Here is a 26,107-nt window from a genome sequence, read left to right as displayed (position 1 = left end):
GAATTTGATTTTGATTCTTCAAGAGTCAAACATGTGCAAAATAACAAATCAGATAATATCTTTGATTTAAATGAACTACTAACCTTGATACGGCTTCATAAGAAGTTAGCAGTCCCCCCTGAAGAAACCCTGAAGTACATTGAAAAATTACTGCTTCTATATATAAATTCAGAGAGGTGATTTAATGTATAAATTTGAGATGTGTTTTCTTAACACATTTAACTCAGCCGTAATATTTTCTCCTGATGGAAAGAATATCAGAGATAATAACACTTGTCTGGAAGCCCATGCTGCTTCAGCCTATTTGAAAGAAAAAAAATTACTGCTTCAAAGCTTTGCTAACAACTTTAAAACTGAGTTAGTTATTACTGAAGATTATATCTACTGCTTTGCTTCCATAAGAAACACTAAAATATTATTCAATTTAATTCCTTTAGCTTCTACAAATATATCAACTAATTCAGGCTTAAAACAGTTAGAAATTGTTTATAATATCAATGAAGAGAATATTCTCGGAAAATATAAAGCGCTGCTTCCATCTGGCTTTCCATTTGAATTTAGAATTATAAACACCTGCAATTCATTTTTGGATTTTGTTAAATCTAATGGAGGCTACCCAACTCGAAAGATGAACATAGAGTTTTTAGCAGCCTTTGAACAATCACTTAAGGCCATTAATAACAATATAATTACACCTGGATCTGTCTGTAAGCTTCAGAGTACCGAAAATCCGCACATATTTAAATTTATTAACATTTACGACTTGATTATTATTATTGATTATCACAAAGCTAACAAGGTTACTTATAGCTCTTAGTGATAATATTTATACAAAACTACTAAAGTATGTTAGAATGAAGAGCGATAACATAAAATATTATTTATTTATATACAAAGGAAGGTAATAAACTTGGTAAATATAGGTGATTACAATAAGCTTAAGATCGCTAGAAAAACTGATTTTGGATGGTTCTTAGATGCTGGTACTGGAAGCACTAAAGACGATATACTTCTTCCAAATAGTAACGCTTTAGATGAGGAGCTGACTATTGGCCACGAAATAGAAGTATTTATTTACAGAGATTCTAAGGACAGATTAGTTGCTACTTTAAAGAAACCTCTTGCAAAGGTAGGCGATTTAGCCTATCTGAAAGTTGTCTCTAACACTAAGATTGGAAGTTTTGTTAACTTTGGTTTGGAAAAGGATATATTAGTTCCTCTTAAAGAAAAGCTATACGGACTAAAGGAAGGAACCAAATATCTGTTTTATATCTATTTAGACAAGACCGAAAGAATAGCTGCTACAACAGATATAGACAGATACTTAGACACTGAGCATCAATATAAGATTGGAGATACAGTAACTGGAACTGTGTATGGCTTTCAAACAAATAAGAGTGTTATGATCGCTGTAGATAATCTACATAAAGGTGTTATACTGCATAATGAATATTTTACAGAGCTAAATCACGGAGATGTCTTAGAATTAACTATAAACAAGATTTATGAGGACGGAAAACTTGGCCTAACTACACGAAAATCAGCTAAGGATGAAGTTACTGCCCTTCAACAGACCATATTGGATTATTTAAAAACCAATAATGGTTCAATGCCTTTTAATGATAAAAGTCATCCGGAAGACATATACGAAACCTTCCACATAAGTAAAAACTATTTTAAGCAGGCTCTTGGCGGGCTGATGAAAAAGAATTTAATAGCTCAAGACATAAATGGAACTAAATTAAAATAATAAAAACATGGGCTGCAGTCATAGTGATTGCAGCCTATGTTTACAAATTAAGTTAATCTGCTGTGCTTAATAATTTAATACAATAAACACAGCAAGTCAATATCTATACCTTAACTATTACTTTATTATCATTGCAGGTTATCTTTAAGTCTTTTCCAGCTATCCTTGTACTAAGTATCACATTGTGTCCCCAAAGCTCTTGAACATGCTTTAAAGTAGCCTCTGCATAATCAAGGTTCAATTCTCTTCCGTCAAAAACATGTTCCAGCATAAGCACTCTAGTTTTTGGGTTCATGTCTATAACCTGAATAACAGGTACCATACCCATGCCGCAGCTTGAGCTCAACACATTTCTTATATTCTCAAAGCCCATATCATCTGAAACTTCCTCAACGAAGTAGCTGTCTCCCTTTTTTACATATTCGAACAAGTGTAGTTCCTCGCAAAGCTCCTGTGTTAGATACCTTCTTAGGAAGGAGGCATCCCTTTCAAGTTCCCTAACCTCAAAAATTTTTTCCCTTCCAAAACGTCTTTCAATATCTTGAAACATCTTGAAGCCGAGATAATAAGGATTTAGGCCACCTCTCCAAGGTGCAACAACATCATTATGCCTTTTTATAAATTCCAGGTGAAGTGAAGCAGGTAGATCAAGTTCATTTAGGATTGTATAGTGCCAATAACTTGCCCATCCTTCATTCATTATCTTTGTCTCTATTTGAGGTATAAAGTACAAGGTTTCTTCCCTTACTATTTCAAGCACATTCTTTTCCCATTCTTCAAGATTTCCATGTTTTAATATAAAATGAATTACATCATCATCAGGTCTAAGTGGAATTCTAGTTATATCAGGCATAGGCGGAGTTTTATACGGTTCAAGAATATTCCTATTCTCAAGTTTCTCATGATACTCAGCCATAAGCTCATTGACAATAGCTCCATCTGAAATCTCTTTCTCTCCAGCAACTCTTGATATTTGAAGCTTTATAGCATGGGCTGCATTTAAAATTCTTTCTACTTTATCATAGCCTATACTTGGATCGTTAATATAATTTCTAATTTTATCTGCATTTCTTTTGAACATTTCAATTGTATAATCTGCTTCAGTACCTTCCTTAAAAAGCCTGTTGTTTTTAAAAAAATCATTATGTCCATATACGTGCGCTATAGTTAAAATCTGAAGCAATAAAGTATTTTCCTTCATCAAATAAGCAAGACATGGATTAGAGTTTATAACCATCTCATAAGGAAGTCCCGTCAGATTATACTTATAAAGCGTTCTATTCTTTTCATAAGCTTTTCCAAAGCTCCAATGAGGATACCTTGAAGGCATCCCCACATAAGCTTCATAGCCTAGCATATCCTGATAACCAATTAACTCAAATTCCTGATCATAATAATCAAGACCCAATTTCTTAGTCAAAGCTTCTATCTTCTCATTCCAGTCCTCTAAGTCTTTAACAAACCACTCCATAATTATTGCCTCCTAGCAGAACTCAGCAGTCGCATAATGACAATCACCATGCTTCCTTTATATCCTTCTTTAAAATCCCTTTCAAGGCTCCCCATAAATCCTGCTTCTGTTTTATAGTTACAGCCACAAACTTTGTGTTTTCAATTTCCTTTATAAGCTTCTCTTTTAATCCTGCATTATAATAGCCAGCCATAATTTCTACATAGCCTACCATATTGCATTTATGTGTGAGTTCCTTGGCAGACTTTATTGCTCTTTCATTATCCTCAGACCAGTTGTCTCCATCGCTAACATTGAAAGTATAAATATTCCAAACGCTTGGGTTGTATCGTGCCTCAATAATTTCAAGTGCTTTCACATATCCGCTTGATATATAAGTTCCTCCAGATTCTACCTTGTGAAAAAATTCATTTTCATTAACCTCTTTAGCAGTAGTAGAATGGCTTATAAAAACAATTTCCACATTAGTATACTTCATTCTTATAAATCTGGATAACACGAAGAAGAAAGAGCGAGCCAAATACTTTTTAGTATTGTCCATAGAACCCGAAGTATCCATTATACAAATTATTGCAGCATTAAATTCTCTCTTCTTTGTCTTTTTAACTCTGTAGTATCTTAAGTCATCCTCTTTAAATGGAAATCTCTCAACCTTCACATATTCATTTAGCTCCTTAAGTGCTCTTTTTTTACCTTGCTTTCTTTTAAGTTTTTCAACGACAGTTCTCTTTTTAGCAAGTCTAGGATTTATGCCATGTCTTTGATAACCTGATCTTTTGGTTGCATTTTCTGAAAGTACTTCAGAAAATTTCTTTTTATCAAGGTCAGGAAGTTCCAAATCTTCCATAAGATAGTTGAGTACTTCATCTATAGAAACCTCAGTCTCGTAGACATCGTCTCCTTCCTCATTTCCTGCGCTTCCGCTTCCCTTCCCCTGCTGGCTTCTATCCGCACCTATTTTGTCTCCTCTTTTTTCCGAACCATCGCCGCTTCCTACACCAGGTACATTTTTACCATATATAAACTGATATTCCTTAAGCCCTCTTATTGGTATCTTTATTTTTTTATTTTTACCTTCGCCTATAATGCTTTCTTCAGATAATATATCGCCAAGATTATCTCTGATAGATTTTTCTACAAGCTGTTTATGTCTTCTTCTATCCTCTATGGACCTGTCATGATCTGCCGGACTATATTCCTTAAAGATAGCCATATTATCAATCCTTCCATAGATTATTAGCTGCATACTTAAGCACAACATCACAGCAGTGCTCGCAGTAACCGTTAGATTTCATTTCCTCAACCATAATGTTATACTTTGATTCTTGATCTTTATCTCTAACTCTTGACTTAGTTACAATCCTTGACAGTTCCTTAACTGAAGCCATAAGTTTCTTTTCTATAGCTTCTCTTAATGGTTCATAGGAACTGTAATCAATAATTCCGCCCTTTCTAACTACATAGAACATATAGGAAGTTACATCAGTTCTGAAACCTTTTGCAGAGTTTTCTGAAACTCCAATCTGTTCTTCAATGGAACGCATAAATTTTTCATCTGGCTGAAGCTCTTCACCTGTAGATTTATCCTTTAACTTAGTTTTATTCACATAGGCTTCAGCATTGTCTATATAGTTGTTAAACAAACTCTCAGCCTGCTCCCTGTAGCTGTGTATAAAGGCCTTTGTAATTTCCTTCTCAAGCGTTTTATTGTATTCTTTTCTAATACTGTCTTGAACAAAGCCAAGATACCTCTTTTTGTCATCCTCTGCAATATCGAGCTCTCTAATTGATCTAATAATGCTTTCCATAATACTTAATGGATTTATACAGTTATGCTCCGAGTTCGAAAGGGCATGGTCTATTGACTTAATAACAAATCTGGTAGATATTCCAGACATGCCTTCTCTCATTCCTGCTTCTTCTCGAAGTTCTGATATATCTATTTTTTTAGTAGTACCCTTTTCCACTATTTCTTCACCATTATATATTTTAAGCTTAGTCATAGGGTCAGCCTTAGCTGAAGGAGTAAGTCTTGAAAGTACTGCAAACATTGCTGCAGTTTCGATAGTATGGGGAGCAATATGAGCCTTGAAATCACTCTTCTTTAAAATCTTTTCATATATCTTAATTTCTTCATTTAGCTCTAGGCAGTAAGGGACTTCTACTTTTACTATTCTATCTAGAATTGCTTCATTGGTGTGATCTGACTTGAATTTGTTCCATTCGGCTTCGTTAGAATGAGCTACAATTACACCGTCAAAGTAAATCATAGAGCCCTTTCCAGGTGAAGGAACCGATTTTTCTTGAGTTGCTGTTATTATGGTATGCAAATACTCTACATCATTTTTGAATACTTCAATAAACTCCACCATGCCCCTGTTTCCTACATTAAAGGCACCGTTCAGAGAGAAAATTCTCGGATCATCCTCTGGATACATATCCATTTTACTAATGTCTACGCTTCCAGTAAGAATTGATGTATCCTGGTTATTGGGATCAACTGGCGGAACAACTCCAATGCCTTTTCTCGATCTAATTGAGAAGGTATTGGTTACTACTGGCACTTTCTCAAATTCACCGTTATACTCATTTTTAAGTCTATACCTGCAAATCGGGCACAAGTCTCCTTCAATTTGTACTCCTAATGCATCTTCAAAGTTCTTTCTAAGATGTTTTGGAATTAAGTGAAGAGGTTCTTCCGCCATAGGACAATTCTTGATAGAATAAATAGGTGGTGAAGATTCTAATGCCTTTTTCAGAGCTTCAACTAAAGAGGACTTACCAGCGCCGACAGGTCCTACTAAATATAAAACCTGTCTAGACTCTTCACCCTTCATTGCTGCAGCATTAAAATAATTGACTATCTTCATAAGTATCTTATCAATACCAAAGAAATCTTCTTTAAAGAAGTTATAGCGTTTAATTATATCATTTCCGTATATCTTTCTAATTCTAGGATTTTCTTCAGGTTTCAATACATCAAAACTCTTCTCAATTATAATATCATGCATTCTCTTGTGCGCTAATTTAGCCAAATCCGGTTCAGTTTTTAAAATTTCAAGGTAGTCAAGCAAGGTCCCTTCAAATTTATTTTTTCTCTGCTGCTCACGATCATTTTCTATTAAGTCTTTAAAGTTCATATAGGGCACCTCCAGAAACTATTATATAATACATTCTATTTTGCAAGCACAGCATTTTATGACTGCAAAATAAATATGTACAAGTCCTAAATATTCTTATAATATGTTATGCAGTTACACTAATTTTCGCAACAAAAAAATAACAGTTATAGCACTGTTATTTTTTTGATTTATATCTAATTTTCCTCGACTAACCTGTTAAAGCCGGCGCCCTTACCCCAAACTGATATTATAGGTACCACATGAATAAACGCATCTGGGTCTACCTTTGCAATAAAGCTCTTAATGAGCATTGACTCACGCGGTGAGCAAACAATTTGAAGCTTAAGTCTTAGCTGCTTATTATAGCCACCTTTTATATCATAAGTACTTACACCTCTTCTAATGGTGTGGAGCACATAATTAGTAATCTCCTCATGTTTTGAACTTATTATTTCAATTTGAACCTTTTTTGAAGTAAAACCAAACATGACTGAATCTATAACCTTCATTGTTATAAACTGTGAAATTATAGCATATAAAGCTATATTCTTGCTGTAAACTATTGCTGAATAAGCAATAATAGCGCCGTCAATAGCTAAAAGTATTTCGCTTATACTTATAAAGTTGAATAGCTTGCAATGAAGAACTTTAGCTATTGTATCAGTCCCTCCAAAGGAAAAGCCCCTCTTAAGCACTAATCCAACTCCTAGACCATAGATTATTCCAAAATATACACAGGATAGCAACATATCATTCTGAATAAAACTGTAATCTATATTTTCAAGTACAATAAGAACTAGTGGAAAAAATATTGAAAGGGTTATTATTTTAAGTGCTTCTTTCTTTCCCATTGTAAGCCATGCTGATAAAAGAACCAAAATAGATAATACATAGTAAATATATGTATACTTAATGTGAATAAAACTCTCAAGTATTATTGAAATACCAGTAATTCCACCTGTTATAAGCCCATTAGGCTTTAATATTGATGTAATAGAAAATGCGGTTAAAATACAGCCAATAGTTACAATGATAATGTCAAGTACTAGTTTGTTAATGTCAATTTTTTTCATACTATCCCCCGAAACTAATTCAATTTTGGCTAAGTTCAACTTGTCCTAGAATAGTATACTTGAAAGCTTTATATTTTCATAGAGGGTTTTAAACAAAAATTTGCTCACCTCTTTTGTTTATAGGATAAATCTCAACAGGCTTATCTTTATTTGCCGAAGCAAATTCCTTTGTTATATAAAAGTCTTCTCTAAAATGCATAGGAATCAAGGATTTGGGCTGAACTTCCTTGATAAAATATGAAGGTCCTAAATCGTAGCTTTCCCTAAGTCTCGGGTCAACTGGAAAAAATGCCACATCAATTTTAGCTCCTTTGATTTTTTCTACTTCCTCCTTAAACATCCTTTCCATCTCAGTATTAAATTCTGTGCTTTCGTCATACCAATGCCACCAGTTCAAATCTCCTGCATGAAATATATTAATTCCATCAACATTAACTAAAAGAGATACCCCTAAATCTGTTGAACCAAAAGCTTTTATCTGAGCCCCATATACACTTAATTGTTCATAAGGAGCAATTACATTTACTTTCTGGTAAACTAGCTTAATATCAATATCATGGCTTAATATATATTCAATGTCCGTTCTTTGCTCTCTCCATTTAAAAATAGCTTCACTGAAATGATCTCCATGACTGTGAGTTGCAAAGACCAGGATTTTTTTGTTTGTATTAGTATCTTCTTCACCTATTACTCCACCGCTACTGTTTCTTTTATGAGAGTTTGAAGCCTCATTATAGTAATCAAAGATAAGAATAAAATTTTCAGTCTCAACCTTGAAACTGCTGTTATATAAATAATTAATTTTCACTATGCCATTTTTCATCTTAATTTCACCTCTTTATAATTATATCACTACCTAACTGTTATTGCCCTATGCAGTCTTTTATTATATGTAAAATAAGGTATAATATTATTATGAAGTATAAGGAAGGAGATTTAGAATGAAGTTTAGGTTTGATCATAATAATATCAATGTTTTTGACTTAGAAAAAAGTATTAAGTTCTACGAAGAGGCTTTAGGTTTTAAAGTTTTGAGAACCTATGAGCCAGAAGATAAGAGTTTCAAGCTCGTTTATGTTGGAGATGGGATTACAAGCCATAGCCTAGAGCTTACCTGGCTTAGAGATAGAAATGAGCCTTATAATCTAGGAGACAACGAAATACATATGTGCGTAACTGTAGATGACTATGAAGCCGCTTACGAACACCATAAAAAAATGGGCTGCATCTGCTATGAAAACATAGGCATGGGACTTTATTTTATAGCTGACCCAGACGGCTACTGGACCGAAATTCTACCAGCAAATAGATAAATTAAGTGAGGTGCATAACGCACCTCATTTAATTTATCTACATATATATATCCGAAAATTCCATGTGAAGATTTTTCTCATATCTTGACTCTTTTTCCTTTGTTAAGTTGTTTTCTGAATCATTTTCCTGTACAAGCTTTGATGGAAGCTGGATAATAAAGTTTGTTCCTTCTCCAAGTCTGCTTTCAGCAAAAATTCTGCCTCCATGCATTTCAACTAAGGATTTAACAAGAGATAAACCTATTCCGCTTCCTTCGTGACTTCTGCTTAAGGATTTGTCAAGTTGAGCAAAACGTTCAAAGATAAATTCTAGCTTATCCTCAGGTATTCCTACACCTGTGTCTTTAATGGATATTTCTACAACTTCTTCCTTATCATAAATGTTTACAAAAATACTTCCGCCCTTGTCAGTAAATTTAACTGCATTAGATAATATATTAAGTATAATTCTTTCAAATTTTTCTTCATCAATTGCAATAACTTTTTCTTCAATCTCAGTATCAAAGATTATCTCAATATCCTGCGATTTAATAAACTCTGCCACAGATTGGCATATTTCCTCTACAAAATATACTATATTATTATTCGATAAATTAAGAGCTAAATGGTTTCCTTCCACCTTTGTCATATCTATTATGTTGTTAATAAGTCTAAGAAGCCTTATGGAATTTTGTTTCATTATGCTCAAATAATATTTTATTTTTTCCTCTCCAAACTTAGTTGAAGCATCTAATGACTCTAAAAGTTGGATTGTACTGCATATAACATTTAGAGGTGTTCTAAGTTCATGGGACAAGTTCGCAAAAAGTTCGGTTCTAAGCTTATCATATTCCTCAAGTTCATGCAGTTTATTTTCCGCAGTTGTCACCTGCTTGGTAAGACTTATAGCCTCCTGCACAGAATTTTTCAGTGCTATGAGAGTATTTACTCTAGCCAAAAGCTCCTGCTGATTAAATGGCTTAGCTAAATAATCATTTGCTCCATATTCAAAAGCTAATACTAGATTTTCCGTATTGTTGTTTGCAGTCATTATAAGAATAGGAAGTTCAAAAAGAGATTTTTTTTGTCTTATAATACTGGAAATCTCACAACCTAATAAATCAGGAATCATCATATCCAGAATAACAAGATCAATATCCTCATGCCTTTCTAAAAGCATTAAGGCCTCCTTCCCAGTACTCGCATTAATAGTAACCAAATTTTCAGTTGTTAAGTAACTTTCAAGTACCCTTCTGTTTACATACTCATCATCAACAATTAAAACTTTATGTCTCCTATTTTCACTAGTTTCAATCCTGCTGCCATCAATGTTAAATCTAGCTGAAGTATCGTTAAACATATCTTCTTCATCATAGGATGATATATTCTGCTTCTGTATGCTTATATTATTATCTCTGTCCTTAAACTTGCATAATGGAAGGGTAAAGCTAAATACACTTCCCTTTCCAGGAACAGATTCTACCCATATAATTCCACCATGAAGCTCTACTATCTTTCTTGTAATATAAAGGCCTAAGCCTGTTCCACCATACTTATCAGAGATGCCTTCAACCTGTTCGTAGATATCAAAAATATTCTCCAATTTATTCTTTGGTATACCTATACCGCTATCTTCAATAGAGACTTCTAGAAAATCTGTTTTAACAGTATATGAAATCTTAATGCTTCCTTGGTAAGTAAATTTAATTGCATTTCCTAGAAGATTAAAAAGTATCTGCATAATTCTTTCTTCATCTCCTAACACGCAAGGTGCTTTCGTGTCAACTAAATTAATAATATTTAAATTTTTATTGTCTAAGGTAAGACCGCAGAACTTTACAATAGACTCTACAAGTTTTCCTATATCTACTGGATTTCTTTGCAGCTTAATATCGCCATTTTTAAGCTTTGAAAGCATTGTAATATCATTAACTAGGTTAGATAACCTCTTAGCACTGGTATTTATTAAAGCTAAGCTCTGTATTTCGTCCTTGCTTAGGTTGCTTGTGCTAATATTCAAGAGTTCGGAAAGCCCTATTATTCCGTTAAGAGGAGTTTTAAGCTCATGTGATGTAACAGCTAAAAATTCATCTTTAAGCTTATTTATAGATTCAAGTTTTTCTGTCATATTCTCAGCATTGTTAAAAGCCATGGATTGCCTCTCAGCAAGCAGGTAAGAATTAACTATTATAAATATTAAAGTACCAAATGGTGCAAAGGAACCTGTAATTATTATGCTGTATTCGTACAATATATCGTTGAGTCTTGTAGCAAACAGTGCAAATAAACCTATAACCATTAAATAATCACTACTGTTCTTTTTTATATATAACCTAGAGATCTTATTTATTAAGTAAATCAGAATTAATACAGTAAATACTTCAAAAGGTAAAATTATATCCATATAATACTTATTAGGACTAACCAAGATTATCAATGCATAAACATAGGCAGAAAGAACAGTTGCCTTAACTAACCAAGTAGAGAGAATGTTATTATAGAAGCTATTCAAAAATAATACTATAAAAGGAATATATAAATAAAAAGTCCAGTGCATTATTTTTCCAGATAATACGTAACTAAAATTTGGAAACAAGTAGAAAATAAATCTCTCACCTAAAAACAAAGTCCTCAGCGCAACTACCAAGCATATAATTGCAAAATATAAAGTTGCCTTGTTCTTTTTTCTTTTTATAAATAATCCTAAGTTATATAGAGCTGCCATCATCGTACTTCCGAAAATAAGCAAATCAAAAGCAAGCTGTTTTCGTGATTTGCTCTCAACTTGTGATGAATCTCCAACAACTATTGTGTCTATAGAGCCAAGCTTAGAATAGAAGTTACTAACCTGAAGAGTTAAATTAACCTCCTCACCTTTTGCTGAAAAACTTCCGTATTTAGGCATAACACGAGGTTTCATTTCCTTCATGTTAGCCCCAACTTCCCCGTTAGAGATTAGTTCGCGATTATTAACCCAAAGTTTGCATGCGCTTTGTAGAAATTCTATTTTTATTGAATTAACATTTTCAGAAGGATTTAAAAGCAGTTTTAATCTTAAAGTACCATATCCTTGAGATGCATATATACCAGGTATAGAAATAATATTCTTATCTCTCAGAACCGCATCATTAAAGTCACTAGGAGTAAGCAGTTGATTTTTATAAAATTCCCACTGCCCGTTCAGCTTCACCATTCCATCCTTTTCAAAATCCCAATTTCTTAGGTCAATTACTCCCTCATATGCAGTCGGCATAGTTTTGTTAGTGCTGCCAATCTTAGTGCTGAAAAATATTAAAGTAAAAATGGCAGTACTCATAATTATAAATAATATGATTAGTCTTATCCTAGCTGATTTAATTAGTTTCATAACAAGCTCCTTAGATATTAAATTACTTAAACCTATATATACATCATTCACCAAATATACTCTTAATTTTACATTTTTCTTAAACAAGTGTACATAGTTTCCTTAAAAAAATAGTTTGTATAAAAAACACCATATTAGAATAAATCTGATGTTTATCCTAATACGGTGTTAATGTCTAATAAGCCTCAGAAAAAATTCTTTCTGCTAAATCACTATAAAACTCCTTGTTTCTAAGCATTTCTATTTCGTATTTATATGGAGCCTTTTTGTCTCCAGCTTCACTTAAAACATACGGAGTTTCCAATATCTTTGGTATATCTTTCAAAGCTTCATGATTAGCCACATAGCAAAGAGCGTCAAAGCCTATGCTTCCCATGCCGATGTTTTCATGTCTGTCTTTTTTAGCTCCCATGGGATTCTTACTGTCATTTAAGTGAACTACTCTAAGTCTTTCAAGACCTATAATCCTATCAAATTCCTCAAGTATTCCATCGAAATTGTTAACTACATCGTAACCTGCATCATTAACATGACAAGTATCAAGACAGATGCTTAGCTTGTCGTTATAAATAACTCCGTCAATAATTTGTGCAAGCTGTTCAAAGGTTCTTCCGCATTCTGAGCCTTTACCAGCCATTGTTTCTAGCGCTATCTGGATATTTTGCTCTTTTGTTATAACTTCGTTAAGCCCCATAATTATCTGCCTAATTCCTTTTTCTTCTCCAGCGCCAACATGGGCTCCTGGGTGAAGCACAATTTGCTTAGCTTTTTGAATTGCCTCTGTCCTTCTGATTTCTTCTCTTAAAAAGTTAACAGCTAATTCAAAGGTTTCAGGCTTCTCACTATTGCCTAAATTTATTATGTAAGGTGCATGCACAACAATTTCTTCAATACTATTAGCATTCATAATTTTCACTGCTGCATCTATATTCAAATCTTCAATTGGTTTTCTTGCTGTGTTTTGTGGAGCGCCAGTGTATATCATAAATGTATTTGCTCCATAAGATAGAGCTTCTTCAACAGAGCCTATCATCATCTTTTTTCCACTCATGGACACATGTGAACCTATCTTAAGCATATTTCATCCTGCCTTTCTTCTTTTGCAAGTATTTTTTATTATATTAATTATACCATAACCAAACAAGAAAATTATTATAAATATATTATATAATAATTATTATTGATAAGAAAGTTGATTTTAAAAAAGTATAATATTAATAAAATCTATTATGCTAAGAACATAACTCTTTATTTGATAATTTAGGAGGATAAAAGATGGGAAGCAAGTATACAGTAAAAGTAAAACAACTTACCAGGCTTGGAATTAGGAAGACAGAAACTGGTGATTACGAATATATAGACCCTAGCGAAAGAAGCAGGTCGAAGTACAAACCTATAAGGAAGTATGATAATAAATAGTAAAGAGAGCCAGCAGTTTGCTCTCTTCTAAATTCAATTGCTTTGATATCACTATAATTCATTAATATTAAATAATTTACTTATCCCCTTTTGAAAAAATATTAACTCAAATTACATAGTTATTTGCATTATATTTTCGTATAATTAATTAATACTAAACAAATCAAAGGAGGTATAAATTATGAAGCCAATTCAAGCTTTCAAAAATATTATATCCGGATTATACTTAAGCCTAAAAAGATTTCCATTAACCATACTACTTTCATTTTTAGTCGCCTCTATTCTGGTAATTATTTCTGAAACCAAGCCATCGCAAGACATTCTTTCTCAGCTGGCAATGACTGTTGCTTTAGGCATACCACTCACCCTATGCATAAAACTTTTCTTTGAAAGCAGAGAGTATAGGAACAATTTGATACTTTATTCCTACTATTTAGCTGGTGCTGTGCTGCTTATCCTTTATTATTTATTTCTGCTTAATGATTTTAATATGGTTGCAGTTACAAGGTATATCGCAGTTAGTCTTGCTTTATATCTATCTTTTATATTTATCCCTTTTTCAGCTCCAAAAAAGTGTTTTGAAAACTATGTAATAAGCCTTCTTTCCGGTTTCTTTATAACAATATTATACTGCATAGTTCTAAATTCAGGCTTAGCTGCCATACTTTTCGCAATTGATAAGCTGCTAGGTATTAGAATCCAAAGTGAAATTTATTATTATACTTTTCTATATGTGATATTTTTATTTGGTGTATCTTACTTTCTTGCTACTATACCTAAAATTGGTGAAGATTTGTCGGCACGTTCTTATCCAAAGCTGTTAAAAATACTTTTCTTATATATTGTAATGCCATTGATAAGCATATATACAATAATACTCTATATCTATTTTGCAAAGATTCTTATCACAACTCAATGGCCAGCTAATATTATTACTAACCTTGTACTGTGGTACTCGGTTATTTCGGTAGTAGTTATATTTTTTATTACACCGCTGGCACTCGAAAGCAAATGGTCAAAGAGTTTTACAAAGTTCTTTCCCAAACTTATACTTCCCGTATTGGCCATGATGTTTATATCAATATTTTTAAGAATCAATGCTTACGGAGTAACCGAAAAAAGATATTATGTAACTGTGCTTGCTTTATGGGTCTTTGCAATGATGCTTTATCTTGGATTTGTAAAGAAATCCAAGAACATAATAATTTTCATTTCACTTTCAATTATTTGCTTAATATCTGTATTTGGTCCTTTAAGCAGCTATTCCGTATCAAAAATGAGTCAAAACAAACGGTTAGAGCAGCTACTTGCTAGAAATAACATGATAAAGGATGGCATTATACAGCCTAACTCAAATGTAACTAAAAAAGACAGAGCTGATATAAGCAGCATACTTCAATATTTCAAGGAGGATCATAGCTTTAAAGCAGCTAAACATCTACCTGAAAATTTTACTCTAGATAATATGTCAAATACCTTTGGCTTTGCATATGAAGCTCCCGAGCATAATTTCCAAAATAATTACTTTTATTTCAGCACGGAAGGACTCTCAAAAACTATAGATATAACTTCCTATGACTATCTCATGGAATCTGTAGCTGCAGGTGGTAGAAGCAACATCGATAAAAACTCACTGTATATATCCTATAGCCCTGACTCAAGTATTGTCAGCATCAATAAGAATGGAAAAGAAATTTATTCAAAAGATTTTAAGACCTTAATATTAGGGCTTGCTGAAAAATATAGTGATAGATTTGAAAAAGGGGAACTACCAATAGAAGAAATGACTTTTATAGACGAAAATGAAAATGTGAATATAAAGTTCATTTTCAGGCATATTTCAGGAACTAAAGAGGCTTCAAACCAAGCATTTTCTAATATAGAAATGAATTTTTATGTACTTTTAAAATTAAAATAGGTATTTAGAAAAACTTCCCCCACATAGTTGTCTTAAAACTGTGAAAACTAAAGCTGTAACGTAATAATATATTTGCATAAAGGAGAATTGCTATGACAAAAGGTGAGAATAAAGCTAAAAACCAAAGACAGAATAAAACTCCAAGCAACAATAAAGGCAACAGCATGGGAATGAATACTCTTCAAACAACTCGTACTGATAAAAATCCTAACCCAAATGCATAGCTACAAAAGAAATAAGCACTGACAGATAATAATGTCAGCGCTTATTTTTTATTTTTTATTCAATTTAAAAGAACTCTTTAAGGATACAATTCTGTTAAATACCAGTTTTTCTTCAGTAGTGTACTTAGTATCTACATTAAAATAGCCGTGTCTGAAAAGCTGAAATTTATCCTGAGGCTTAGCCTGCTTCATAGTTTCTTCAACAAAGCCTTGAAGTATTTCCATAGAGTTTGGATTTATTCTTTCAAGGAAGGATTTATCCTCTCCTTCTTCATTTTCTATAATCAAATTATCATAAAGTCTGAACTCTGCCGGAATTGAATGCTTTGCATCAACCCAGTGAATGGTTCCTTTAACCTTTCTTCCTGTAAAGCCTGAACCGCTCTTTGTTTCTGAATCATAGGTGCAGTGAAGCTCAACTACATTACCATTTTCATCCTTTATGAAATCATTGCACTTTACAAAGTATGCTCCCTTAAGTCTTACTTCGTTGCCAGGGAATAATCTAAAGTATTTCTTTGGAGGTTCCTCCATAAAGTCGTCCTGTTCAATATATATTTCTCTTGAAAATGGTACTTGCCTTGTTCCAGCGGTTGAATCATCAGGATTGTTTTCTATTACAAGCATTTCAACTTGACCTTCTGGGTAGTTAGTTATAACAACCCTTAATGGTCTTATTACTCCCATAGTTCTTGGAGCTTTTGCATGCAGATCCTCTCTAATAAAATGCTCCAGCATTTGTGCATCAACAAGACTATTAGCCTTTGATACACCTATTTCTCTGCAGAAATTTCTAATTGCCTCTGGTGTATAACCTCTTCTTCTAAGACCTGCAATGGTAGGCATACGTGGATCATCCCAGCCATCAGTAATCCCCTGATCTACCAAAGATTTTAAGAATCTCTTGCTCATTACTGTATTAGTTAAGTTCAACCTTGCAAATTCAATCTGTCTTGGCTTATCATCCATTTCGCACTCATAAACTACCCAATCGTATAGTGGTCTGTGATCTTCAAACTCCAGTGTGCATATGGAGTGAGTTACACCTTCAATAGCATCCTCTATTGGATGTGCATAATCGTACATAGGATATATGCACCATTTGTCTCCAGTATTATGGTGAGTAGCGTGTGCTATACGATAAATAATTGGATCTCTCATGTTTATATTAGGAGAGGTCATATCTATTTTAGCCCTTAAAACCTTCTCACCATCTTTAAATTCACCTTTTCTCATTCTTTCAAACAAATCAAGGTTTTCTTCAACGGTTCTATTCCTATATGGGCTTTCCTTACCAGGTTCTTTTAGAGTACCTCTACTTTCTCTAATTTCCTCTGGAGTCATATCGCACACAAAAGCCTTGCCTTTTTTAATTAAAAGAACTGCTCTGCTATACATTTCATCAAAATAATCTGATGCAAACAATAAACTATCCCACTCAAAGCCTAGCCATTTAACATCTTCCTTTATGGATTCAACATATTCTGTATCTTCTTTAACTGGATTGGTGTCATCGAATCTAAGATTTGTCTTTCCTTTGAATTCATCTGCTAATTCAAAATTTAAAACTATAGACTTTGCATGACCAATATGTAAATAGCCATTTGGTTCTGGAGGAAAACGAGTTATAATCTCTTGATGCTTTCCTATTTCTAAATCCTCTATAACAATATTTCTTATAAAGTTTGTTGTAGTACATTTTTCTTCCATAATCATCACCCTTTTGCATTTTTCTTAAATAAATATATCATAATCATACATATTTTTCTATATTTTGCCCTAATTATTTAGATTTATTATTTTGCCAGGCTATGTATTGAAAAGGGTTATTTTAAAGAATAAGAGGCATAATAAGGATACATATTTAACTAAAAATTAAGGTGGTAATATATATGGATGTAAGCATAATTGGAGTTCCAATTTTTTATGGAGCAGACAAACGCGGTCCTGAATATGGTCCTGATAAGCTTAGAGAGAAGAAGGTTGTAGAGGTAATAGGGAAACATAATCATAGAGTTTTCGATTTTGGCGACCTATTCGTGCCTAATGTGAAAGAATATAACAAGTTTTTTTCTCACCCAAAGATGAAGTATCTTGAACCTATAGTTCAGGTTAACAATAATCTCGCTCATATTGTATACTCTTCAATAAAAGCCGGCAGTTTTCCTTTAGTGCTTGGTGGCGACCACTCTCTTGGACTTGGGAGCGTTGCTGGAGTAAGCAGAGCTCTTGAAAACTTTGCAGTAGTATGGGTGGATGCTCATGGAGACATAAACACTCATGAGACAAGTGAAAGCGGAAATGTTCATGGAATGTCTTTGGCTAAGGCTATGGGAATAGGCTTTCCTGACTTGACGGATGTGTACTACAAAGGGCCAAAAATAGACCATGAAAATGTATTTATCGTTGGAGCAAGGGATTTAGACAAGGGAGAATATGACCTTATTAAGAGGGAACAGCTTCATGTTTATACTGCAAAAAGAATTCACGAATATGGTCTTGAACATGTAGTTAATGAAGTTATAAATGATATAAAAGCTAGAAACATCAATGCAATTCATTTAAGCTTTGACTTAGATTTCATAGATGCAAAATTTGTTCCGGGAACAGGTACACCTGTTGCCGATGGAATGTCCATCGAAGACGCTGAAACACTTTTAAAAATGTTTGCTGAAACAAAACTCGTGAAATCAATGGATTTCGTAGAACTAAATCCTCTTTTAGATAGAAACGATACTACTGCAGACTTGGCAATAGATCTTCTTGATTGGACCTTTAAACATATGCAATAAAATATTAAGAGATGCACTACTAAAATAAACTACTTAGAAGACATAAAAGGGGTTTTTGAGCAGAAAACTGATCAAAAATCCCTTTTATATATGTATCTCTAATTTTAACATAACTTTAAATTTGAGACGCAAATTGTTTCTAATTGTATACAATCTCTGGGTTTAAGTCAACACACAGAATATATTTTTTATTATTAATATTTTTAAATACACAGGACATAGTTACGCATAGGGTTCCTGTCGCATTTGATATATATGGTTCAGTAAGATATTTACTGACTTTCATATTTTTAAGGAAGTAGAAGTACTTTTTAAGTGAGTGGTCATCTCCTTTTTTCGCAGGCTTGAAAATAAGATTTTTATGTTTTGAATAGTTTCCATAGGCAGATACTGTATCAGTCACTTGAATCCCCGAAGTATCTAATATATATACACATTCAAATATCTTATAAGAATTAATGATGTTGAGCAGCTTAAAATCAAATCTCTTCTCCTCAACCTGACTTATGTCAGCTAGAGCTACTTTAACAACCTCTTCATATTCCTTGTGCTTAAGCTTTTGAAGTCTTATTTTTTCTGCAAGATAATCTGAGTAATGTGCTGCAACTCTTCTTATTGGCTGATTAAAGGTTTTTATCATGCTGCTTGTTATCTTTTGAGGTGTAGCAAAATAAAAACCCTGAAGCATATCTGCTCCTAATTCTACAGCCTTAAGAGCCTCTTCTTCAGTTTCAATACCCTCAGCAATTACCATTGCCCCTAAAGTCTTACTCAGGTTAACTAATGACTTAAAAACTTCCTGCTTATAATAGTCTACATGAACATCCTTAACGAGCACTCTGTCAATTTTGATGATATCCGGCTGGGTAATCGCAATTCTGTCAAGATTAGATCGTCCTGAACCTACATCGTCCAAAGCTATTAAGAAGCCATAACTCCTATAGTTGTTTACAAAAGCTGCCAAGGCCTGCACATTGCTAACTTTAGATTCAACAATTTCTAAAACAATATTTTCAGGTTTTATGTTGTATTTGTTAACCAAATTGAGTAAAAAACCAGAATCCGCCATTTCATCTGTCATAGTTGAGCCGTCCACATTTAAAAATAAAAGCATATCTTTGTATTTGCCGTAAACTTCTAAGAAGTTTTCTATAGCTTTTTCTCTGCATAGCCTATCTAATTTCAAGCTGCATTTATCTTTTGAAGCTTTTTTAAATAATGGTAGAGGGTCAATAAGTTCGTTTTGATACACACCTCTGCCTAGCCCCTCCAGCCCTATAATTGACTTTTTTACTATAGATACTACTGGCTGATAGTGAACCTCTATGGCAGCCTCCTCAATTATATAGTTCAATATATCGCTAGTTACTTCCTGCATTTAAAGCACCTTCAATTCTAATCAAATAATTAAAGCAAATATATTATATATTTTTATTCCTAATTTAATCTTACCTTCAAATATGACGTTTTGTCTACAATAGATTTGGACTTAGAATATAAAACCTGTTGTCAAATACATATATATGACTTATAATAATAGTTGCAAATGCAACTATTATTATAACCGGTGGTGAAGTTACAAATGACAAAAAATACAGAAACCATGGGAAAGTACATTTCCATACTTTATCGTTCCGGTAGCGTGTTCTTTAATCATAAATTCGAAAAATACAATATAGGCAGCGGGCAATACCCTTTTCTACTTTTCTTGTACCACAATGGAGGCGTTACACAAGAAGAAATGAGCTGCAAACTCTTTATAGACAAAGGCACTACAGCTAAGGCAGTTAAAAAGCTTGAAGATGAGGGCTATATAAAGCGGATGATTGATGAAAAAGACAAGCGTGCTTATAAAGTATATCTTACTGAAGAAGGCAGACAAACTGCTAATGAAGTATTTAAAATACTTTATGAATGGAATGATACTTTAACTTCTGATTTCACTGAAGAAGAAAAAGAGTTAGCTCTAACTTTTCTTCAAAGGATGGTAAAAAATAAAAATAGGATAATACGAAAGGAGAATGTAAATGATTGATAGAGAAAAAAGATTAGCAAATGAAAGTATTCCGAAGCTTTTAATGAGCTTTTCTATCCCAGCTATAATTGGAATGCTTGTTAACGCCTTGTACAACATAGTAGATAGAATTTATATAGGAAAGATGGAGGGGGTTGGCCAATATGCTATTACTGGTGTAGGCTTAAACTTTCCAATAATGACAGTTATAATGGCATTTGCCATGCTTTCAGGTATTGGGGCAGCAGCTACTATATCCATAAGACTTGGTCAAAAGAAAAAAGATGAGGCGGAACATATACTAGGAAACGCTTTTGTACTGTCTATTTTATTCTCAATTATTATAACAATAGTTGGTTTGTTATCAGTAGATAAGCTTCTTCTTATATTTGGCGCTAGCGAAAATACTTTTGGTTATGCAAAAGATTATATTGTAATTATACTTATTGGTACTATATTTAATGTTACAGCTTTTTCAATGAATCATGCTATAAGAGCCTCAGGAAACCCTAAAAGAGCTGCTTCAACAATGCTTATAGGTGCTGTATTAAACACAATTTTAGACCCAATCTTCATATTTACGTTTAATATGGGTGTAAAGGGTGCTGCCTTGGCTACTATTATTTCTCAAGCTGTTTCAGCTGCTTGGGTTATAAGCTATTTCTTAACAGGTAAAAGCAACCTTAAGCTTAAAGTAAGCAACTTTAGGCTTGATGCTCGTATTGTTAAAACAATCTTTGCAATTGGAATGTCTCCTTTTGCGATGCAGCTGGCTGCCAGTGTAGTTTCAATAACTGCAAACAAATCCCTTCTAACTTATGGAGGGGATTTAGCAGTTGGTGCAATGACTGTTATAAACAGTATTTCGACATTGTTCTTGATGCCTATCTTTGGTATAAATCAAGGCTTCCAGCCAATAGTAGGATATAATTATGGTGCAAAAGCATATGACAGAGTCATAGCTACACTTAAGTATGCAATATTTGCTGCTACATCAATAGTTGTTGTGGGCTTCATATTTGTTCAGATCTTTGCACCTCAAGCTATTATGCTGTTTAATGATAATACTGAGCTGGTAGCTATTGGTTCTAAAGGTATCAGAATTTACCTGTTCATGCTTCCTATAATAGGCTTTCAAATAATAAGCACTAACTACTTCCAAAGCATAGGGAAAGCTAAAATATCAATGTTTTTAAGTCTGCTGAGACAGGTTTTACTACTGATTCCGCTTTATGTTCTATTGCCAAGAATATTTGGAACCTTAACAAGTATTTGGTTTGCAGGGCCACTTGCAGATGCTACAGCATCAGTATTAACATCATTTTTCTTGTTTAGAGAGTTGAAGCATTTAAAGGATGCTCATGAAAGCTCAACTGAAAATTCAAAATTAGTTGAAGAGTCTTTATAGACTCTTCTTTTTTATTAATTTAAATAATAATTTATGGAAAAAAGCAAATACTATTATCACAAGATATTATATTTTAAAGGAGATTTTACCAATGAATAACCAAAAGGATATAAAGACTTTATTTTGTCAAACTTATGACATTGGAGAAGATGAAGTAAAAGTTACAGATTTCTCAGACAATACTTTGTCAGTAGAAATTCAAAATCAACCTTTTCACTACACTTATTCCATAGTTAATAAATTGATTCGTTTCAAGCCTGTAGAAAAATAAAAAGAAGCTGCAGAGAGATTACAACTCCCTGCAGCTCAATCAAGTCTTATATGGCAGTATCCGCCTGGATTCTTCTTTAAATAACGCTGATGATACTCTTCTGCTTTATAGTAATTTTCTAAAGACTTAATTTCAGTTACTATCTTTTTCTCATACTTTTTCTGCTCATTTTCTTTGCTTTGTATTATTGCTTGCAAATCATCTTGGTCTATATAATATATTCCAGTTCTGTACTGGCTTCCAATATCATTTCCTTGTCTATTAAGCGCAGTTGGATCTATTATAGTCCAAAATCTCTCTAAAAGTTTTTGTAAAGAAAGCTTTGTTTCATCGTATTTTATCCTGCACACCTCAGCATAGTAAGTATTTTTATAACATACCTCTTCATAAGTTGGATTCGGTGTTCTGCCATTAGCATAACCTACTTCAGTTTCAACTACCCCTTTTATTCGTGAAAAAAACTCTTCAACTCCCCAGAAACAGCCTCCTGCTAGAACTACTTCCTTCATATCATCATACCCTTTTCTACAGCTTATTTTGTATCTTATTTATAAGATTTTCTTCCACAAGCTCGCTCTTGCTAAAGCCTTTTCTAAAGTATCTTATCTGCTTATACTTAATTCCATTCATCTCAAAATCCAAAACATCTATTCTATCCCCAGTATAAACTACCGGTTCTTTTTGCCCTTTTAAAAATATATGAACTTCCATTTAGCACACTCCATTCTATATAGCTAAGGCACCTCAACTCAGGTGCCAGCGACTAACTTATATGTATTATATTGTTTACATTCCAACTTAAAACTAATCCTTTATTTCTGCTATCTTTTACATTGTTAACATACATATTTGCACCCTAAGCACTGGTGTGCAGCCACCCTTTATTCTTAATTTGTAATGTTAGTATACTACCAAAATAATCCTTATACAAGATTTTCTTATATCACTATAAAATTTTACAAGCTTCTTGTGCATTATTTTATTATATTGTAATATAATGATATAAGGATATATTAAGGAGGAATCTGATATGAAAAATGTAATTATGTATACCTCAAGTACATGACCGCACTGCCATACTGCGAAGATGTATCTTCGAGAAAAAGGTATTAGCTATGTTGAAAAAAATATAAGCCTAGATCAATCAGCTAGAGCTGAACTTATGAAGCGTGGAGTAAGAGGTGTTCCTGCCTTTATTATTGGCGATGATGTTGTGGTAGGACTAGATACAAATAAAATAGAAAACTTAATTGATTATACAGTTATAAACTGTCCAAATTGTCCTTCCAGACTTAGACTTCCTAAAAGCAAAGGCAAAATTACTGTAACTTGCCCAAGCTGCAGTCAGGAATTTAAAACAACAACCTAAAAATATAGAGCAGCTGCAAACTGCAGCTGCTCCTCTTGCTTTATATTATTTATTTAAACAAGATTTAAAGTTAATCTTAAGCGTTAACAATTTCCTTTGTATCTCTTGCTATCATAAGCTCCTCATTAGTTGGTATAACAAGAACTCTAACCTTAGAATCCTTATCGCTTATATCGACTGCTTTTCCAAAAGTATTATTTTTTTCTTTGTCTATTTTAACTCCTAAAAACTCCAAACCTTCACAGCAAGCTTCTCTTGCCTTTGAAGAATTCTCGCCGATACCAGCAGTAAATATGATGCAGTCCACTCCGCCTAAAACACCAGCATAATTGCAAATAAAACCTCTTATTTTATAGTGGAATACATCTAAAGCAAGCTTCGCTCTCCTATCTGTTTCAGCCGCAGCCCAAAGGTCTCTAAAGTCGCTGCTAATACCTGATATTCCTAGCACTCCTGATTTTTTATTAAGTATATTGGTTACTTCCTCCACAGATAAATCTAATTCTTCCATCATATAAGCTATTATTGCAGGGTCAATGTTTCCTGATCTTGTACCCATGGCAATACCAGCAAGAGGTGTAAAGCCCATACTTGTTTCAATAGACTTTCCTCCTTTTATAGCAGCTAGGCTTGCTCCATTGCCTAAATGACAAGAAACGATTTTTAAATCATTAATATTCTTTTCAAGCATTTCAGAAGCAACCTGTGAAACATACTTATGTGAAGTTCCATGGAAACCGTATTTTCTTATTTTATTATTTTCATAAAGTTCATAAGGCAGCGGATAAATATATGCATGCTCAGGCATTGTCTGATGGAAGGCTGTGTCAAATACAGCTACCATTGGAGTACTTGGCATAAGGGCTTTACACGCATTAATTCCTATAATATTTGGAGGATTATGAAGAGGGGCTAGTTTAGAGCATTCCTCTAAAGCCTGCATAACTTTTTCATCAATCAATACTGAGCTTGAGTAAAATTCTCCACCGTGAACAACTCTGTGTCCTACAGCTGAAATTTCATCTACACTGTTTATAACTCCGTTAATCTCATCTACTAGAGTATTTAATACTAATTCAATTGCATCCTTATGATCCTGCATACTCTGCTTAATGATGTACTTTTCTCTTCCTTCAACCTTTTGAGTTAAAGTTGATCCTTCAATACCAATTCTTTCAACCAAGCCTTGTGCCAAGCACATTTCATTATCCATGTTGATTAATTGATACTTTAAAGACGAGCTTCCGCAGTTAATTACTAAAATTTTCATATGTTTTCCCCTTCCCTAGCATTACTATATTTATATATTATTTATCACATATTGTATATCACATAGTTTATATTATATATCATATATCTTAATATGTATATAATTAACCGTGTATTTTTGGTGTTTTAAAATATTCTTTAACACATAAATTAAAAGCACCTGATATTTCGGTGCTTCCCAACCTGATACTGTTAAAATACTTAATATATAACAAATTTTAAATAATACTTAATTTTTCTTGAAGCAGATATTACATGAACTGACTGCTCAGACGTATAGTTTCCTTTTTCCAAGTCTTCTACACTAAGCTTAACACCTTGATGTTGCAGCAGTTTTGTAAGGATATACATTTCCGAGTCATATTTATTTTTGTCATCCGAAACTATTACAATAGCCTTTTTTCTTAAGTATAAGCATTCTAATGCTTCAGCCAAGCTAGTTGTCCTTAACATGCTGACCCCTCCCTTTGCTTAAATCTCTATCTACATTATACTATATATTAATCATATATTTCCATACTTCGCCAAATAAAATACTAAAGTTCTCACTTCTTAATAAAAAATCAAAAGAAGCAGCTAAGAAACTAAGCGTTTCCTAGCTACTCCAAAACAGTGCACTATCCTTGATTTATAAACTTCTTCTTGCAAAATCCACAAATTTAAATTTATCAGGTCTATGTCTTGATTCAGTATACTGAAAAAGACTGGTGTCTTCTAAATATACATGGCTCCTTACAACAACAATCATGTCATAACCTTTTAGATCTAAATATGCCTTATCTTCTTCAGTACACGCCTGAACCGTTATTTCTTTTTTTGCATAACCTATTTTTAGTCCTAAGGATTTTTCAAGATGCTCATATATAGAATTTTCACATATATCAACAGTTAGATTAGGAACAAATTTCTCACTCAAATAGTCTTTATCCAAAATAATTTTCTGATCACCTATTTGTCTTATTCTAATAACTTCCCATACCTTACCTTCTTCAGCTAAATCCATATCGTTTTTTAAAAAACTATCCGGCTCAAAAAGCTCAAGTTTTTTAACAGTTGTTTTAGCTTTCATATTCATCTTTTGTGCAAGTTCTTTGAAACTTATTAATCCGGATACAGGGAAATCATATCTGTTTATATCCAATACAAAAGAACCTTTTCCTTGCAGCTTTTGTATATACCCCTTTTGCTCTAGAAGATTTAAAGCTTTTCTAACAGTATCTCTTGAGACACCATAACCTTCCATCAATTCACTTTCAGAAGGAAGCTTTGAATTAGCTTCAAGATATCCGGTTTCGATTCTGCCAACAAAATCATTATAAATACTAAAATATTTGCTATCCATAATTCA

Annotated in this window: 25 protein-coding genes and 1 pseudogene (1 of these 26 running past the window's edge); 12 read left to right on the top strand and 14 right to left on the bottom strand. The window is 33.1% G+C overall.

All coding sequences use genetic code 11. The features are described from left to right. The 3 genes from NBE98_RS04525 to NBE98_RS04515 form a co-directional block, all read left to right on the top strand. Window positions 1-180, top strand: partial view of a hypothetical protein gene (locus tag NBE98_RS04525; RefSeq protein ID WP_250813022.1) — the 3' portion only. 231 nt of this gene lie to the left of the window's left edge; only the last 180 of its 411 coding nucleotides appear in the window; the start codon falls outside the window, past its left edge; its stop codon occupies window positions 178-180. Window positions 181-184: 4 nt separating this feature from the next. Further along, window positions 185-817: a hypothetical protein gene (locus NBE98_RS04520; protein WP_250813020.1), complete on the top strand. Its 633-nt coding sequence runs from the start codon at window positions 185-187 to the stop codon at window positions 815-817. 93 nt (window positions 818-910) lie between these two features. After that, window positions 911-1,750: a CvfB family protein gene (locus NBE98_RS04515; RefSeq protein ID WP_250813018.1), complete on the top strand. Its 840-nt coding sequence runs from the start codon at window positions 911-913 to the stop codon at window positions 1,748-1,750. A 103-nt stretch (window positions 1,751-1,853) separates the two neighbouring features. On the opposite strand, the gene NBE98_RS04510 is transcribed toward NBE98_RS04515, so the two are convergent. The 5 genes from NBE98_RS04510 to NBE98_RS04490 all read right to left on the bottom strand — a co-directional run bounded on the left by NBE98_RS04510 (window position 1,854) and on the right by NBE98_RS04490 (window position 8,239). Further along, complete coding sequence (locus tag NBE98_RS04510; protein WP_250813016.1) at window positions 1,854-3,221, bottom strand: SpoVR family protein; 1,368 nt, start codon at window positions 3,219-3,221, stop codon at window positions 1,854-1,856. Between the two features lie 43 nt (window positions 3,222-3,264). Continuing rightward, window positions 3,265-4,434, bottom strand: coding sequence for a sporulation protein YhbH (yhbH, locus tag NBE98_RS04505; RefSeq protein WP_250813014.1), 1,170 nt, complete (start codon window positions 4,432-4,434; stop codon window positions 3,265-3,267). Between the two features lie 4 nt (window positions 4,435-4,438). Next, window positions 4,439-6,361, bottom strand: a complete 1,923-nt coding sequence (locus tag NBE98_RS04500; RefSeq protein WP_250813010.1) for a PrkA family serine protein kinase — start codon at window positions 6,359-6,361, stop codon at window positions 4,439-4,441. Window positions 6,362-6,537: 176 nt separating this feature from the next. Beyond that, window positions 6,538-7,416 (bottom strand): YitT family protein, encoded by an 879-nt coding sequence (locus NBE98_RS04495; RefSeq protein ID WP_250813009.1) that lies wholly within the window; start codon window positions 7,414-7,416, stop codon window positions 6,538-6,540. An 88-nt stretch (window positions 7,417-7,504) separates the two neighbouring features. Then, window positions 7,505-8,239: an MBL fold metallo-hydrolase gene (locus NBE98_RS04490; protein WP_250813008.1), complete on the bottom strand. Its 735-nt coding sequence runs from the start codon at window positions 8,237-8,239 to the stop codon at window positions 7,505-7,507. A gap of 118 nt (window positions 8,240-8,357) precedes the next feature. Between NBE98_RS04490 and NBE98_RS04485 the strand changes: the two genes are divergently transcribed. After that, a complete protein-coding gene (locus NBE98_RS04485) occupies window positions 8,358-8,729 on the top strand; it encodes a VOC family protein (RefSeq protein ID WP_250813006.1) in 372 nt (123 codons plus the stop codon). A 37-nt stretch (window positions 8,730-8,766) separates the two neighbouring features. Here the strand turns inward: NBE98_RS04485 and NBE98_RS04480 are convergent, their stop codons facing one another. Both NBE98_RS04480 and NBE98_RS04475 read right to left on the bottom strand, forming a co-directional pair. Next, window positions 8,767-12,075, bottom strand: a complete 3,309-nt coding sequence (locus NBE98_RS04480) for an ATP-binding protein (RefSeq protein ID WP_250813002.1) — start codon at window positions 12,073-12,075, stop codon at window positions 8,767-8,769. A 175-nt stretch (window positions 12,076-12,250) separates the two neighbouring features. Beyond that, on the bottom strand, window positions 12,251-13,153 hold the full coding sequence (locus tag NBE98_RS04475) for a deoxyribonuclease IV (RefSeq protein WP_250813000.1): 903 nt from the start codon (window positions 13,151-13,153) through the stop codon (window positions 12,251-12,253). 197 nt (window positions 13,154-13,350) lie between these two features. Here NBE98_RS04475 and NBE98_RS04470 point away from each other — a divergent pair, with 197 nt between their 5' ends. The 3 genes from NBE98_RS04470 (at window position 13,351) to NBE98_RS22385 (ending at window position 15,636) form a co-directional block, all read left to right on the top strand. Beyond that, window positions 13,351-13,494 carry a hypothetical protein gene (locus NBE98_RS04470; RefSeq protein ID WP_250812996.1) on the top strand — a complete coding sequence of 48 codons (144 nt, stop codon included), beginning with the start codon at window positions 13,351-13,353 and terminating at the stop codon, window positions 13,492-13,494. A 181-nt stretch (window positions 13,495-13,675) separates the two neighbouring features. Continuing rightward, window positions 13,676-15,412, top strand: coding sequence for a DUF4153 domain-containing protein (locus NBE98_RS04465; RefSeq protein ID WP_250812992.1), 1,737 nt, complete (start codon window positions 13,676-13,678; stop codon window positions 15,410-15,412). A 92-nt stretch (window positions 15,413-15,504) separates the two neighbouring features. Further along, window positions 15,505-15,636 (top strand): hypothetical protein, encoded by a 132-nt coding sequence (locus NBE98_RS22385; protein ID WP_284703598.1) that lies wholly within the window; start codon window positions 15,505-15,507, stop codon window positions 15,634-15,636. A gap of 48 nt (window positions 15,637-15,684) precedes the next feature. On the opposite strand, the gene NBE98_RS04460 is transcribed toward NBE98_RS22385, so the two are convergent. Further along, complete coding sequence (locus NBE98_RS04460; protein WP_250812990.1) at window positions 15,685-17,346, bottom strand: glutamine--tRNA ligase/YqeY domain fusion protein; 1,662 nt, start codon at window positions 17,344-17,346, stop codon at window positions 15,685-15,687. Between the two features lie 182 nt (window positions 17,347-17,528). Here NBE98_RS04460 and rocF point away from each other — a divergent pair, with 182 nt between their 5' ends. After that, window positions 17,529-18,428, top strand: coding sequence for an arginase (gene rocF / locus NBE98_RS04455; protein ID WP_250812988.1), 900 nt, complete (start codon window positions 17,529-17,531; stop codon window positions 18,426-18,428). Window positions 18,429-18,567: 139 nt separating this feature from the next. Here the strand turns inward: rocF and NBE98_RS04450 are convergent, their stop codons facing one another. Continuing rightward, window positions 18,568-19,806 carry an EAL domain-containing protein gene (locus tag NBE98_RS04450; RefSeq protein ID WP_250812986.1) on the bottom strand — a complete coding sequence of 413 codons (1,239 nt, stop codon included), beginning with the start codon at window positions 19,804-19,806 and terminating at the stop codon, window positions 18,568-18,570. Between the two features lie 204 nt (window positions 19,807-20,010). Here NBE98_RS04450 and NBE98_RS04445 point away from each other — a divergent pair, with 204 nt between their 5' ends. The 3 genes from NBE98_RS04445 (at window position 20,011) to NBE98_RS04435 (ending at window position 22,121) form a co-directional block, all read left to right on the top strand. Continuing rightward, entirely contained in the window at window positions 20,011-20,463 is a 453-nt protein-coding gene (locus tag NBE98_RS04445; RefSeq protein ID WP_250812984.1) for a MarR family winged helix-turn-helix transcriptional regulator, read from the top strand. Further along, window positions 20,459-21,850 (top strand): MATE family efflux transporter, encoded by a 1,392-nt coding sequence (locus tag NBE98_RS04440; RefSeq protein ID WP_250817471.1) that lies wholly within the window; start codon window positions 20,459-20,461, stop codon window positions 21,848-21,850. Before NBE98_RS04445 ends, NBE98_RS04440 begins: the two co-directional genes overlap by 5 nt. A gap of 91 nt (window positions 21,851-21,941) precedes the next feature. Beyond that, window positions 21,942-22,121 carry a hypothetical protein gene (locus NBE98_RS04435; protein WP_250812982.1) on the top strand — a complete coding sequence of 60 codons (180 nt, stop codon included), beginning with the start codon at window positions 21,942-21,944 and terminating at the stop codon, window positions 22,119-22,121. Window positions 22,122-22,156: 35 nt separating this feature from the next. Here NBE98_RS04435 and msrA read toward each other — a convergent pair whose 3' ends face one another. Beyond that, the gene (msrA, locus tag NBE98_RS04430; RefSeq protein WP_250812978.1) at window positions 22,157-22,630 is read right to left on the bottom strand and encodes a peptide-methionine (S)-S-oxide reductase MsrA; all 474 of its coding nucleotides are present in this window, start codon (window positions 22,628-22,630) and stop codon (window positions 22,157-22,159) included. 16 nt (window positions 22,631-22,646) lie between these two features. Then, window positions 22,647-22,832, bottom strand: coding sequence for a hypothetical protein (locus NBE98_RS04425; protein WP_250812976.1), 186 nt, complete (start codon window positions 22,830-22,832; stop codon window positions 22,647-22,649). Between the two features lie 367 nt (window positions 22,833-23,199). Between NBE98_RS04425 and NBE98_RS04420 the strand changes: the two are divergent. After that, window positions 23,200-23,490, top strand: a pseudogene (locus NBE98_RS04420) (glutaredoxin family protein); the annotation flags it as partial. Window positions 23,491-23,566: 76 nt separating this feature from the next. Here the strand turns inward: NBE98_RS04420 and NBE98_RS04415 are convergent. The 3 genes from NBE98_RS04415 to treR all read right to left on the bottom strand — a co-directional run bounded on the left by NBE98_RS04415 (window position 23,567) and on the right by treR (window position 26,101). After that, window positions 23,567-24,760 (bottom strand): acetate kinase, encoded by a 1,194-nt coding sequence (locus NBE98_RS04415; RefSeq protein WP_250812968.1) that lies wholly within the window; start codon window positions 24,758-24,760, stop codon window positions 23,567-23,569. 200 nt (window positions 24,761-24,960) lie between these two features. After that, window positions 24,961-25,212, bottom strand: coding sequence for a hypothetical protein (locus NBE98_RS04410; RefSeq protein ID WP_250812966.1), 252 nt, complete (start codon window positions 25,210-25,212; stop codon window positions 24,961-24,963). 175 nt (window positions 25,213-25,387) lie between these two features. After that, window positions 25,388-26,101, bottom strand: a complete 714-nt coding sequence (gene treR / locus NBE98_RS04405; RefSeq protein ID WP_250812963.1) for a trehalose operon repressor — start codon at window positions 26,099-26,101, stop codon at window positions 25,388-25,390. Window positions 26,102-26,107 lie beyond the last annotated feature (6 nt).

This window comes from Clostridium swellfunianum (genome assembly GCF_023656515.1).
Lineage (GTDB): Bacteria > Bacillota > Clostridia > Clostridiales > Clostridiaceae > Clostridium_AT > Clostridium_AT swellfunianum.
This window is presented reverse-complemented; position numbering and strand designations above follow the sequence as displayed.